This window comes from Vibrio gigantis (assembly GCF_024347515.1).
Classification (GTDB): Bacteria; Pseudomonadota; Gammaproteobacteria; order Enterobacterales; family Vibrionaceae; genus Vibrio; species Vibrio gigantis.
Window position 1 is genome coordinate 832,727 of record NZ_AP025493.1, and the last position, 12,742, is coordinate 845,468.

A 12,742-nucleotide genomic window follows, 5' to 3' on the forward strand; every position below is an offset into this window, starting at 1 on the left:
TCAAACGCAGGCTTCAGGCTCCACAGGAAAGTATGCATCAACTAGCCCTTGGGCAGAAAGCGGCTTATCAAAGTAATAGCCTTGTAGTAAATCACAATGATATTGCTGTAGCTTCGCCATCTGTTCTGGGGTTTCTACCCCTTCAGCCACAACCTTCATCTGACACGATGCACCAATATCAATAATGGCTTTCACCAAGGTTTCACTGTGCTGGTTTGAGTTCAGTTTACCAATGAAAGATCTGTCTATCTTTATCTCTGAGATTGGCAGAATATTAAGGTAATTGAGTGATGAAAATCCTGTACCAAAATCATCAAGAGAAATACCAAATCCATAATCTCGAAGCCTTCTCAGTATTGGCTCGACAATATGCAGATCTTTAATAAGGATGTTTTCCGTTAATTCGAGAGTCACGCGTTGTGGAGCGATACCGATTTCCTCCACTAAACGTATTACTTTCTCATCAAAACCTAGTTCGAATACCTGTTTAGGCGAAACGTTAACGGACACACCTATCGCCTCAGGTCCATTTGGCATCAAATTTAGGGTGTCTTCACACGCTCTCCTCAACACGAACTCACCAATCTCATGAATTTTCCCGACTCGTTCAGCCGCCGGAATGAAGTCTAATGGTGAGACAAATCCTAGTGAGCCATTACTCCAGCGGCACAGCGCTTCCACGCCTTTTAACTGTTTTGAGTGTGCATCGACCTGCGGCTGATAGAACACGCTGAATTCACCACGTTCTAGAGCCGTTTCTAACTGCTTTTCAACCGAATAGTCATACTTCACTTTTCGATTGATTACATCATCATAAAAAACGGCATCCCCCTTGCTCGACTCCTTTGCCTTGTACAACACAATATCCGCTTTCGTCAGCAATTCTTCTACTTCCGTACCATCATAAGGGTACATGGAGACGCCCGCCGAGCACCGAGTTGATACCGTTACACCATTTAGGTTGAAAGATGGATTGAAGACATCTTGTATCTTTTGAACTTTCTGCTCTGCATCTGAAAGGTCATGAATACCGGGCAAGCAGAAAACAAATTCGTCTCCCCCAAAGCGAGAGACGATATCATTCGCTCCCAAAATATCTTCAAAACGCTGACCTATCTGCTTTAACAGTTCGTCTCCACTCGCATGACCAAACTGGTCATTGATGCGCTTGAAGTTATCGAGATCGACAAAAACCAATGCCACCAGCTTTCCTTCAAGTTTTGAGCGAGCAATCGCCCGACTAACTTGAAGCTCTAGTTCAGAACGATTAGGAAGTGCCGTCAAAGAGTCGTGCTTAGCCATATGTTGCAGTCGACGGCGACTGTTTTGGATTCGGCTAAAGTCATCTGCGATTCTCTGCTCCATTTGAGAAAAGCGTATCGATATTCTTCGACTGATAAGAGCGCTAATAAAAATACAGCTCATCGTCACCAGCACACTCAATATCAGAACAAGACCAAATTCGTTGCGAGATTCAGCTAACAGCTCATTTTTTCGTTTCTCTATCGAGGCATTAACATTATTCAAATACACGCCTGTGCCGACGATCCAATGCCAATCACCGACCTTTTTGACATAGCTACTTTTAGGCCCAATAACGCCATTTTTATCTGCGGTAATATAATCAACGAATCCGCCCTCTTCAGATTTCGCTAGAACATCATGTTTAAAGCGACTTCCAAGATCATCGTAGACATTGATTCCTTGCCCAATATTAATTCGATTTGCGTGGAGTAAGCTGTCACCATTTTGTTCAAAAACAAACAGGTAGCCATTGTCACCCACGGTTACTCTCGACAATATTTCTAGAATCCTTTGATAACTGGCTCGCTTCACATCATCCAGAGACACGCCAGTACCAAAGTACCAGTCAAAGGGCTCGAATCGACGGATATAGGTTAACTTCTCATAGTGAGCACTTTCGATATAAGGCTTCTCTAAATCTCGCCCCTCTAGCTCTGGGCGCGGAACGAAATATCGAGAAAAAGCACCATTACTCTGCTTAAGAAGTTCAATTTGTTCTTTGATGACAGCCACACCTTGACTGTCTGTCGTCTTAAGCTGATTGGTGTTTTCAATTTCTGGGTTGAGAGGATGAACGAGTGATGTACCCTGCATATCATAGGCGTAGATGTACTCTTGCTTTTCAGCATAACTCAATTTTCTGATCTCATTTAAAATCAGTTGTTTAAGTTTTTCTTCAGGCAGATGTTGATTCGAAGAGTAAATGTTTTGAGCCGCTGTGTACGCCCTATCTAACCGACGGGTAATGCGTTTTTTCACTTCACCTTCAACAAGACTTTGAGTGTGTTTAATTTGCTGAGAAACCTGAAGGACCTGCGCCTCAATAGAGCCTTTTTGGGCGGCAATATAGTCGGTTCGAATTAACTCAACCAACGCCTTAACCTTTTGATTCACACTCTTGAACATCGCCATATTCAAGATGATCGCAGAAAAGATGATGATGGTTATTGGCAAATACTTGGTAAACCAGACCAGTTTTTTGTCATTAATGTGCAACATACGAACTCAACACCACGGTACGGAGTGCTATATAATAACGTTGTTTTTACTGAACATCCAACCATAAAAATATTCTATTAATTTTTATAAAAGTCTTGCCAATACGAATAAAAAGGTTAGTGTTATACACATGTATATCACCATGCAGTTTTAATTATGACCGAATGGAAAGACGACCAACCGATCTTTAGACAGCTTGCCACTAAGATCAGCGACCAGATTCTGCAGGGTATTTGGCTAGAGCAACAAGCCCTGCCCTCGGTTCGCGCTGTTGCTGCTGATCTTAAGATCAACCACCTCACCGTCATGAAAAGCTACCAGTTACTGGTTGATGAAGGCCTAGTTGAAAAGAAGCGAGGCCAAGGTATGTATGTAGCCGAAGGTGCACTTCAAAAATTGAAAGAGTCTGCACACCAAACTTTCATCAATACACAGATCCCAGCCATCGCTGAGACGCTAGGCATCATTGATATGAGTGTCGAAGAACTCGTGAAACAGCTAGAACAACATATAAAGGACAAGTCATGAGTACTTTACTTTCAGTGAAAAACGTCACTAAAACTTATTCAAATCAAGTGGGTGTCGAGAACATCAGCTTTGAGCTAAAACCAGGACAAGTGCTTGGCTTACTTGGCCATAATGGCGCTGGTAAATCGACTCTCATCAAATCACTGCTTGGTGGGCATAACTACCAGGGTGAAATCGAAGTAAACGGCTACCACCCTATCCACCAGCACGCAGAGCTCATGCTGCACTTGTCGTATATCTCAGATGTTAACGTGTTGCCCGAGTGGATGACGGTTAAACAGCTGCTTCGATATACTGAAGGTGTGCACCCGAGCTTCGACAAGCAAAAAGCAGAACAGACCTTAAGCAGCACCAACATTAAGCTATCTTCTACGATCAAACAGCTATCTAAAGGGATGAAGGTACAACTCCACCTTGCGATCATCATCGCGACTGACACTCAGGTACTCATCTTGGATGAACCAACACTGGGTTTAGATTTGCTATATCGCGATACTTTCTATCGCCACCTATTAGAGTGGTTCCACGATGGCAAGCGCGCCATGATCATTGCAAGCCATGAGGTTTCAGAGATTGAACACTTATTAACGGATGTGCTGATTTTAAAGCAAGGCCATTGTGTGCTGCAAAAGAGCATGGAAGACATCGAGAACGACTATTTCATTATCGAAGTTGCTGACAACCACTCAAGCGACATTCAAAAACTGAAACCACTCACTTCACAACCGGGGTTAGGAACGACTAAATGGTTATTGGAAGGTCAGTACAAACCACAAGTTGAATCGTTGGGTACTATCTACAACGTTGGTCTCGCAGATCTATTCCTTGCAACACAGACGGAGAAGGCATAATGCACGCAAGTTTTTACATGCTAGAAAAAGAACTTATCGAGCACAAAATTAACACTAGATTACCTTTGTTTATTGGGCTGTGTGGTTTCTTGCTTTTCGTTAGCTTGTTCTTTAGCGGCCAAGCACAACACGACTTTTTCTTCCAAATGGAAGTGAACGGCGACGTAAGCAGCATGCACAGAGACTTCTCGCGAGATCTCAATTCAGTGATCTACTTTGGCGCTGGCCTAATTTCACTGTTGCTTTCGACGCTTTACATCCCTAAAACACTGCGTAAAGAGCGCCAAGAAGGCAGTTCGATGTTTTGGAGAAGCATGCCAGTATCGAATGCCATGACTCACGCCGTGAAGCTAGGTTTCGGTTTAGTGGTGATCCCTGCTATCTGTGCACTATTGGTCCTATTTGCTGATGTTCTGTTCTGGATTCTGAACCTATCGAGTGAACAACCATTGGCACTGTTAGTTGAGCAGCAGTCGTTATTCTACGTACTCAGCAATTGGGTGGTGTTCTTTGGTCGAATGCTGTTGGTTGCGTTAGTTCTATTACCATTGGCAACGATGACTCTGGCAATTTCGCAATTGGTTAACTCTCCGCTGCTTGTCATCTTTGTCTCTAGCTTTGCAATAAAATGGTTGGCTATCGCGCTATTCGGTTTCTATGGCATCAATGACTTCTTTTCTGTCATCGCTTCACTGCCGATGAAAGTGCTGACGACAAGTAACCCATTCAGTGCACTTTCAGAAGTTTCGATTCTATCGCTAAGTATTTACATCCTGCTCGGTATTGGCGGTTATCTACTGAGCCTTAAACTGAACAGAACCGACGATGTGAGCTTGAAGACGCTGTTCCAACGCTAGACTCATCTAGCCTGAGCCTCAAGGTTCATCACGCACACACAAAATCTAAATCAAAGCTTCTGAGAAATCGGGAGCTTTTTTATTGGCTGGCACTTTCTTTCAAGAGAAATGCATTTCAGTGACTGTAATAGTGAAAAAGATATAGTCGCGGGTACGAGTTGATTTTGGTGCGTAAGAATTAAGTGAAGTAGAGATAACAAGAGAGGGTATCAATGAGCTGACATTGAATTGCATTGTTGTTAATGCCTGCCAGCTCTTTGGGGATGATTTCTTTAGTCGCCGACCAGATGAAGGTCCTTAAGAGTGCTATTGAAATCGGTTTGTTGCGTTTTACATTTGACTAAGCTTTTCAGCTTTTAAAGCTTTACGATTTAAAGCTTATTTCTTTGATGCTTCTTTTGACGTGTCTTTCCAGTATTGGATACGAACGCGATGAAGCTGTGCTCTTCTCATTTTTTTCATAAGGGATATTTCCTTTTCTTTAACTGCTCTTCATGAGCTATTTTTATTGCCAACCATTCGAATCTAACGGTGTTTGATGCCCAGATCAATGATACAAATCACAAAATATATAGAGTTTTGAGTACTATTTACATCAAAGTATGACCTAGATATCAACTGTGGCTCAATTTAATCCAATGAGCCGCTTTTCAAAACTAAGGTTAGTTCTCTCAGATGACAAATTCATTTCAGTACCAATACAGTTCAATGATACCTGTTCAATAGACCGGACCAACGCAGATTTAGTTCCCAATAACTTACCTTTCCTACCTATTAACTTATCGCCTCAACCAACCCAAGTTACAACGTAACTAAAATTCCTGTTAGATTGACCGTTTTTTATTCACATTAGCCTATACGACACAAACTCAAAATGGGATTATGTTTATAACGGACGGAGCTTTTAATGGAAAAAGCGAGTAATGAGTAAAATAAAATGGACGTAATAATGAGTAAAGTCATTCTACAAGGGCATATTCTGGTGCCAGACAACGACCTAGAAGCGGTCACACAAGCGTTGGTTGTTCATAAAGAACTCACGCTGTCAGAACCCGGTTGTATTGTGTTTCGAGTCAGCCAAAGCTCACTTCAACCGAATCGCTTTGAAGTATATGAAGAGTTCACTAACCGTGAAGCATTTGAGACCCACCAGAATAGAGTTAAAACCTCTGACTGGGGCAAGATAACCAAGAACGTGACACGCCATTATCAAGTAACCGATGTAACCACACCATCATGACCCAAGCATTGACCCAACAAGTCGCTGCCTTGATCGAACAAGATCCGCTGCGAACAAAAATCTTAGAGTGCGTGGCTCAATTAGATCTACCACAATGCTATGTCGCTGCAGGCTTTGCGAGGAACCTAGTTTGGGATCACCTACATGGCTTCGACTCACCTACACCACTCAATGACATTGATGTGATCTACTTTGCTCGCGGGGATACCTCTTACGAATCGGATACTCGATACGAAGCCCTGCTTCAAGAAAGGTTACCTGAACTCAACTGGCAAGTTCGTAACCAAGCCAACATGCACATAAGAAACAATGACAAACCTTACAAAAGCTCATTAGATGCGATGAGTTATTGGCCAGAGAAAGAAACCGCAGTGGGCGTAAAACAGAGCCTCACTGGAGATATCGAGTGTATTTCGGCCTTTGGCTTAGAGATCTTGTTTGATTTAAAAGTCACACCCAACCCAAAACGTAGCCGAAATATATTTGATCAAAGAGTGCAATCCAAGGGCTGGCTAATCCAATGGCCCAATCTAACAATTAGTCACCGTTAACTAGCGGTCGAATTCAAAGCTAAAACTATTGACTAAACGTCCAATCAGATCGAACATGCCCCACCTGCTAGCTTATTAACTTAGTAACTAATCAACCGCGCGCGGCGACTAACTAGTGCGCCCTCTCGTCATTCCGAGTAACGACCATGAACCAACAATACATGCTGCAAGCACTTGAAGCTTCGCGCCAAGCCCTACCCGATTGCCAACCAAACCCACCTGTAGGCTGTGTTTTGGTGAGGAACGATGAGGTAGTGTCTGTAGGGCATACACAGAAGGTCGGTGGAAACCACGCCGAGGTTGAAGCGTTAAATAACTATGATGGCGAAATGGAAGGTGTAACGGCCTATGTGACATTAGAGCCATGCTCATTTGTTGGCAGAACACCCGCTTGCGCCAATACACTCGTTAAAGCAGGTGTAAAGCACGTCGTCGTTGCTATGCTAGACCCAGATCCGCGCAATAATGGTCGTGGTGTCGCGATACTCGAATCACACGGCGTGAGGGTTGATGTTGGGTTATGCCGAGCGCAAGTGAGCGCCTTTCTAATCCCGTATCTTGGTAAGTCCTAGAGCTTAAACAACCAGTACTAATCCAATTTCACTCGATAAAGTGGATTGACTGGCTTCTCTACAAAATACGACCAAATATGGTCATACACAGCATGTTGATTAGGGAATGGCGCTAACGCTTTTGCCTCTTCTAAATTACACCAACAATACTCCGTGTGCTCGTCATTCAGTTCAACCGCTTGGTTGGGCGGGCATAACACCGCAAACACAGGAATTAGCTGAATCACATTCACGTGCGCCTCATAAAACTGCTCCAGAAACTGTGCGTTATACAAAGCTTCCACTTTAATTTTAGTCTCTTCTTCAAACTCACGAATAACAGCCTGCCAACCGGTTTCACCCGCTTCAATCGAGCCTGCAACGTGACACCAAAATTCGCCCTTCACACGCTTCATTAATAACATTTTCATTTGTCCGCCGATCTCTGAAATAGCGACACCGGATACAATCGAAGTATTAAGTGGAATCATAACGTTACCTTAGTTTTCACAAGAGGGCGGCAAGGCTAACACCCTTCGTTTGTGAAGTTATCTTCTATGATTAAAAACGAGAGACCACTCATCTATTTTTGACCATCAAGCGCACTCCCTAGGTTTATATTTCCAAGAACAAGGTTTGTATGTCCGATAACAACCTTTGTACCCAGTCATTGAGCGATTCTTATTTGAGGCGCATTTCGATAAAGAGTAGAATCGCCGCCTTGTACTGTGTTTAAGCTCTCAAAGCATACACCATAGACACACAGCCATTTATCACCATGAAGTAAGACGACAATATGCACTCATCTAAACCAACGCACGACTCAGAAAACAGCCACACACCTGAGCATTGCTTCACTCGTTTTCAACAGTCGATCGAGTCATATTCGTTGCCTGAACGTTTCACATTTCCGTTCTACTATGAACCGCACCCATTGTGTGAGATCGCCTCTCAACAGCTTCAACAATATCTAGAAGCTCAAACCGATTGGCAGCATGACTTCGGGCTAGATTCTGACTCTGGTCGCGGCAAAATGTTTGGTGTGTTACTGGTGAAAAGCCCTGAAGGTGAATTAGGGTACTTCTCTGCTTTCTCTGGAAAAATCGCTGACCAAAACCTACTGCCTCACTTTGTGCCACCGGTATTTGACATGCTGAGCAGCGACAGCTTTTTCCATCAAGACACGGCTGACATGATGGCTGTGAATGCGAAATTTAAAGCACTACAAGTAAACACTGAATATCTCGAACTGTGTGAACAATTAGCACAGCAGAAAGCACAAGCTGAGCAAGAGATTGAAACTCAACGTTTATTGATTATTGAAGGTCGAAAAACACGAAAAGAACAACGTGAACAGGGCAAAGCAAACCTTGATGAGCAAGCTTTCGAACAGCTCAATAACGAGCTTAACAAAGCCAGCGTTGCCGACAAAAACCAACAAAAATACCTAAAACTCAATTGGGAACAGGCCCTAAATGAGCTTCAAAGCAAAGTGGATGTGTTTACGACTCAACTGGCTGAGCTAAAAGAGCAAAGAGCGCACCTTTCTCATCAGCTTCAACACAAGTTGTTTTCACAATACGCTTTCCAAAATGCGGAAGGCAATGTCGAAGACCTTAACCAGATCTTCGAAAACACGCCAAACAAAATTCCACCAGCAGGCTCTGGCGAGTGTGCTGCGCCTAAGTTGCTGCAATATGCGTACTTGAATGGCTACACGCCATTGGCATTGGCTGAATTTTGGTGGGGTCGCTCACCGAAATCAGAAATCCGTAAGCACAAGAAATACTACGCCTCTTGCCAAAGTAAGTGTGTGCCGATTTTAGGTCACATGATGAAAGGTCTAGAAGTCGATCCAAACCCATTACTAGAGAACCCAGCAGAAGGCAAAGACCTCGATATTCTGTTTCAAGATGAACATATCGTTGTAGTGCACAAGCCAGCAGGTTTTCTATCTGTACCGGGAAAAACCATTAAAGATTCTGCCTACACACGCGTTCAAGAAATGCATCCAAACGTTGAGGGGCCATTTGTTATTCACCGTTTGGACATGGCGACGTCAGGCATTCTAATCTTCGCTCTCACACGACGCGCGAATAAGAGCTTACAGAAACAGTTCATTACTCGTGAAGTCGAGAAGCGTTATGTCGCAATGATTGAAGGCGTTCTAGCAGAAGATGAAGGTTATGTTCGACTGCCATTACGTGGTGACTTGTATGATCGCCCTCGTCAGATTGTCTGCTTTGAGCACGGTAAACCTGCAGAAACCAAATGGGAAGTGATTGAGCGAAACCAAGAAACAACCAAGGTTTATCTGCACCCGAAAACTGGCCGTACGCACCAATTGCGCGTTCACTGTTCACACGAAGAAGGGCTTAACATGCCTATCGTTGGTGACGGCTTGTATGGCAACAAAGCTGACCGACTGCACCTACATGCTGAAAGGCTGGCGCTACACCACCCTGTGACCAAAGAATGGATGGAGTTCCAGTTCGACGCTGAATTCTAAGCTTTCTCATTAGTAACAAGCTTTAAAAAAGGAGTCACAACGATTGTGGCTCCTACCTCTTTTGGGTATATATCCACGCTTATTGCACTACATCAAGGTTCACTTTCTTGTGAGGAGTAGCATGCCCCTCTTCTTCTTTCCTTGAGGCCTTTGATATGTCATCAGCTGCTTTGAATTCACAATCCAACACACAAAACCCTTCAATGGTGGCGCCTCAAGCACTAAGCTTGAAACCACTCACGAACAAAAAGCCAGACTTAAACTCGGCGATGTTGAATCTAATCGAAGAAGTGAAAAACGAACTCCCCCTTTACGAGTCAGAGACGTTTATCTGTGGCCCAAAAGGTAACTGTTCTGGTTGCTCTAAGAAATTATTGGAGATGGTCGACAGTGAGTTGATGTACTGGGAACACAGTATTTCAATCGGACAAGGACCAAACTTCGAAGAACTACGTCGTTTTGGTAAACTATGCAGCAGCGTAAGACGCGGCTTAGAGCGCAACGGCTTGGTAGAAAAGCGTCCGAGAAAAAGATAGCAAACTGAATCACAGCGACTACAATCTATCGCTCAACATTACAATCTAACCAATTCACTAACTGGTTGAGTTCATTAACTATAAGAGTGATAATATTTTGTAATACAATTAAGCACTCAGATAGTATCCCAGAGACTTTCGCCACCCTCTTTAGCGAATCCATTCTTAATGTCTGACGTGCCTTATGCCTTCTGAAACACAACATCACATCCATTAGAAACCTTTTCTTGGATAACGGGGAGAGACCTTGAAGAAACCACAACCAGTACTGGGTAAGACCGGTATGCTATTTTTCCTCGTTATCATCAGTGCGTTTCCTCCATTGACCATCGACCTTTATTTGCCAGCGCTTCCGCAAATGGTTGAGGTGTTCAATACCGATCAATCGATGGTTAATCTAACTCTAAGCACCTACTTCGTGACTTATGCCATCGGTCTGTTGTTCTGGGGACCGCTGAGCGAAAAATTTGGCCGCAAGCCTATCCTGTTGATTGGCTTAGCAAGCTATATGGTCGCAAGCGTGATATGCGCAATGACCAACAGCATCGAGCAATTGATTGGTGCTCGCATCTTTCAAGCTTTTGCAGGCAGTGCCATCACGGTTATTGCTACCGCCATTGTGAAAGACCTTTATGACGGACGAGAACGTGAGAAGATCATGGCGACTATCATGTCACTGGTGATCATCGCGCCAATGATCGCGCCTGTATTTGGTGCCTTTCTACTGAAAATTGCTTCTTGGCGAATGATGTTTGTCACTCTCGCCGTGTTTGGTGCATTTGCTTCAGTTCTAGCTTGCTGCTATCGAGAAACACTCGAAACCAAATACCAAGGTTCTATGTTCCGCTCATGGGGAAGAATGGGCATAGTCATGAAAAATCGTTCGTTCATCAAACTACTGGTCATTTTTTCTATCACACCGATGGCGTTGATGGGCTTTCTTGCGGCGGGGTCTTATATTTACATCAATCACTTTGGATTGACCGAACAACAGTTTAGTTACGCATTCGCTTTCAATGCGTTGTGCGCCTCATTTGGGCCGACAATTTACATGAAGTTGTCCTATCGAATGTCGGTTCAAAAGGTCATCTCAGGATGTTTTGCGTTGTTGGCGATAGCAGGAATCTTTACGCTAACCTTTGGCGACCAGTCCCCTTGGTTCTTTATGTTTATCGCAGCACCAGCGACGCTGATGGTTATCATCATGCGAGTACCCGGCACTAACTTAATGCTGAACCAACAAGACCACGACACCGGCTCTGCGGTTGCACTGATTCAGTTCTTTAGCATGATCTGTGGCTCATTAGGCATGGTGTTAGTTTCAATCCGCCCAGACTCGCTGATTGAAAACCTAGGCTTTATCCAATTATCCGTTGGCGCCCTAGGCGGCTTGATGTGGCTAATGGTTAGAAACAAAGAGTATGTAACGACAAAGCTGAATTAAGGTTGTTCAAAGTAGCTAATCCTGTACTTAAACACGATTTAGGGCGTCCTCGATCGTGTTTGAGGTCTCGTGATACCTAGCCTTAGCGCATATTAGCTCCAATCACATCAATTGGAGTTAAAATAATGAAATGGACACATTTACTGTTCACATCCCTGCTTTTCCTTAGCAGCTCAGCCATCGCTTCCGGTGTCGGATTCACTCAAGTCACCTTAAATGACGATCCTAATCGCCCGCTAAACACTGCCATTTGGTATCCCACAAGAGATGCATCAGACATAACCTTAATTGGCGATAACCCCGCCTTCATCGGTACACAAGTCATCAAAGATGCAGACATTCAATCAGGCACTTTTCCAGTAATACTACTATCGCACGGCTACCGAGGGAACTGGCGCAATCAAAACTGGTTAGCGACCAAACTTGCGAGTAAAGGCTACATCGTAGCGGCCGCTGACCATCCGGGAACCACCTCTTTCGACCATTCTCCAAAGCAAGCAGCAAAATGGTGGGAAAGACCAAAAGATGTATCACGTATTCTGGACTACTTGTTATCCGAAACTCAATGGAAGCAATCTGCTAACGCTGAAAATGTTACAGCAATCGGACATTCATTGGGTGGCTGGACAGTAATGCAACTGGCGGGAGCGAAAATGGATAGACCAACCTTTGAGGCGAATTGTCTCAACTATCCCAACCCACGAACTTGTGGGCTTGCTGAAGAGCTAGGGCTAGACGAAGTCCAAGCTGCAGAGCCAAACAATAAAGATCTTTCAGATCCAAGAATTCAACGTGTAGTCAGCCTTGATTTAGGGCTTGCTCGCAGCTTTTCAATCGTTAGCTTAAATGCCATTAAAGTGCCAACCTTGATACTGGCAGCTGGGATCGATATTGGAGATCTTCCTCAAGCATTAGAGTCTGGCTATATTGCCGAACAGGTACCACTGAACTCGAGACGCTACAAAGTCTATGAAAAAGCCACCCATTTCAGCTTCATTCAAGGCTGTAAACCAGGTGCTATAGCCATGCTGAATGAAGAAGTGCCAGGGGATGGTATTATTTGTAAAGATGGCATTGGTACATCACGCGACCAGTTACATCAATTGTTCTTCAATGACATCGTTAACTTTCTGAATTGATAAACGAAAAGCA

At 43.9% G+C, this 12,742-nt stretch carries 12 protein-coding genes; 10 read left to right on the forward strand and 2 right to left on the reverse strand.

The annotated features are described in order from the left end of the window. On the reverse strand, positions 1-2,523 hold the full coding sequence (locus tag OCV56_RS19810) for a bifunctional diguanylate cyclase/phosphodiesterase (protein WP_086712537.1): 2,523 nt from the start codon (positions 2,521-2,523) through the stop codon (positions 1-3). A gap of 156 nt (positions 2,524-2,679) precedes the next feature. Between OCV56_RS19810 and OCV56_RS19815 the strand changes: the two genes are divergently transcribed. From OCV56_RS19815 to OCV56_RS19840, 6 genes are all read left to right on the forward strand, one after another. Continuing rightward, positions 2,680-3,051 carry a GntR family transcriptional regulator gene (locus OCV56_RS19815; RefSeq protein ID WP_004740059.1) on the forward strand — a complete coding sequence of 124 codons (372 nt, stop codon included), beginning with the start codon at positions 2,680-2,682 and terminating at the stop codon, positions 3,049-3,051. Continuing rightward, entirely contained in the window at positions 3,048-3,902 is an 855-nt protein-coding gene (locus tag OCV56_RS19820) for an ABC transporter ATP-binding protein (RefSeq protein ID WP_086712536.1), read from the forward strand. The genes OCV56_RS19815 and OCV56_RS19820 overlap by 4 nt, the downstream gene beginning before the upstream one ends. Then, positions 3,902-4,759: a hypothetical protein gene (locus OCV56_RS19825; protein WP_086712535.1), complete on the forward strand. Its 858-nt coding sequence runs from the start codon at positions 3,902-3,904 to the stop codon at positions 4,757-4,759. Before OCV56_RS19820 ends, OCV56_RS19825 begins: the two co-directional genes overlap by 1 nt. A gap of 949 nt (positions 4,760-5,708) precedes the next feature. Further along, on the forward strand, positions 5,709-5,999 hold the full coding sequence (locus OCV56_RS19830) for a putative quinol monooxygenase (RefSeq protein ID WP_086712534.1): 291 nt from the start codon (positions 5,709-5,711) through the stop codon (positions 5,997-5,999). Further along, positions 5,996-6,550, forward strand: coding sequence for a nucleotidyltransferase family protein (locus OCV56_RS19835; protein ID WP_086712533.1), 555 nt, complete (start codon positions 5,996-5,998; stop codon positions 6,548-6,550). The genes OCV56_RS19830 and OCV56_RS19835 overlap by 4 nt, the downstream gene beginning before the upstream one ends. A 146-nt stretch (positions 6,551-6,696) precedes the next feature. Next, entirely contained in the window at positions 6,697-7,122 is a 426-nt protein-coding gene (locus OCV56_RS19840) for a bifunctional diaminohydroxyphosphoribosylaminopyrimidine deaminase/5-amino-6-(5-phosphoribosylamino)uracil reductase RibD (RefSeq protein ID WP_086712532.1), read from the forward strand. A gap of 17 nt (positions 7,123-7,139) precedes the next feature. On the opposite strand, the gene OCV56_RS19845 is transcribed toward OCV56_RS19840, so the two are convergent. After that, positions 7,140-7,592, reverse strand: a complete 453-nt coding sequence (locus tag OCV56_RS19845; RefSeq protein WP_086712531.1) for an NUDIX hydrolase — start codon at positions 7,590-7,592, stop codon at positions 7,140-7,142. A 305-nt stretch (positions 7,593-7,897) separates the two neighbouring features. Between OCV56_RS19845 and OCV56_RS19850 the strand changes: the two genes are divergently transcribed. The 4 genes from OCV56_RS19850 (at position 7,898) to OCV56_RS19865 (ending at position 12,729) form a co-directional block, all read left to right on the forward strand. Then, positions 7,898-9,610: an RluA family pseudouridine synthase gene (locus tag OCV56_RS19850; RefSeq protein WP_086712530.1), complete on the forward strand. Its 1,713-nt coding sequence runs from the start codon at positions 7,898-7,900 to the stop codon at positions 9,608-9,610. Between the two features lie 155 nt (positions 9,611-9,765). Then, positions 9,766-10,146, forward strand: coding sequence for a hypothetical protein (locus OCV56_RS19855; protein WP_086712529.1), 381 nt, complete (start codon positions 9,766-9,768; stop codon positions 10,144-10,146). Positions 10,147-10,393: 247 nt separating this feature from the next. Next, entirely contained in the window at positions 10,394-11,590 is a 1,197-nt protein-coding gene (locus OCV56_RS19860; RefSeq protein ID WP_455432288.1) for a multidrug effflux MFS transporter, read from the forward strand. A gap of 125 nt (positions 11,591-11,715) precedes the next feature. Continuing rightward, positions 11,716-12,729: an alpha/beta hydrolase family protein gene (locus OCV56_RS19865; RefSeq protein WP_086712528.1), complete on the forward strand. Its 1,014-nt coding sequence runs from the start codon at positions 11,716-11,718 to the stop codon at positions 12,727-12,729. Positions 12,730-12,742: the final 13 nt, after the last annotated feature.

Coding starts and splice junctions, on each gene's coding strand:
- OCV56_RS19840 (WP_086712532.1), top strand. CDS start 6,697: ATGAACCAACAATACATGCTGCAAGCACTTGAAGCTTCGCGCCAAGCC.
- OCV56_RS19855 (WP_086712529.1), top strand. CDS start 9,766: ATGTCATCAGCTGCTTTGAATTCACAATCCAACACACAAAACCCTTCA.
- OCV56_RS19835 (WP_086712533.1), top strand. CDS start 5,996: ATGACCCAAGCATTGACCCAACAAGTCGCTGCCTTGATCGAACAAGAT.
- OCV56_RS19865 (WP_086712528.1), top strand. CDS start 11,716: ATGAAATGGACACATTTACTGTTCACATCCCTGCTTTTCCTTAGCAGC.
- OCV56_RS19820 (WP_086712536.1), top strand. CDS start 3,048: ATGAGTACTTTACTTTCAGTGAAAAACGTCACTAAAACTTATTCAAAT.
- OCV56_RS19850 (WP_086712530.1), top strand. CDS start 7,898: ATGCACTCATCTAAACCAACGCACGACTCAGAAAACAGCCACACACCT.
- OCV56_RS19830 (WP_086712534.1), top strand. CDS start 5,709: ATGAGTAAAGTCATTCTACAAGGGCATATTCTGGTGCCAGACAACGAC.
- OCV56_RS19825 (WP_086712535.1), top strand. CDS start 3,902: ATGCACGCAAGTTTTTACATGCTAGAAAAAGAACTTATCGAGCACAAA.
- OCV56_RS19810 (WP_086712537.1), bottom strand. CDS start 2,523: ATGTTGCACATTAATGACAAAAAACTGGTCTGGTTTACCAAGTATTTG.
- OCV56_RS19845 (WP_086712531.1), bottom strand. CDS start 7,592: ATGATTCCACTTAATACTTCGATTGTATCCGGTGTCGCTATTTCAGAG.
- OCV56_RS19815 (WP_004740059.1), top strand. CDS start 2,680: ATGACCGAATGGAAAGACGACCAACCGATCTTTAGACAGCTTGCCACT.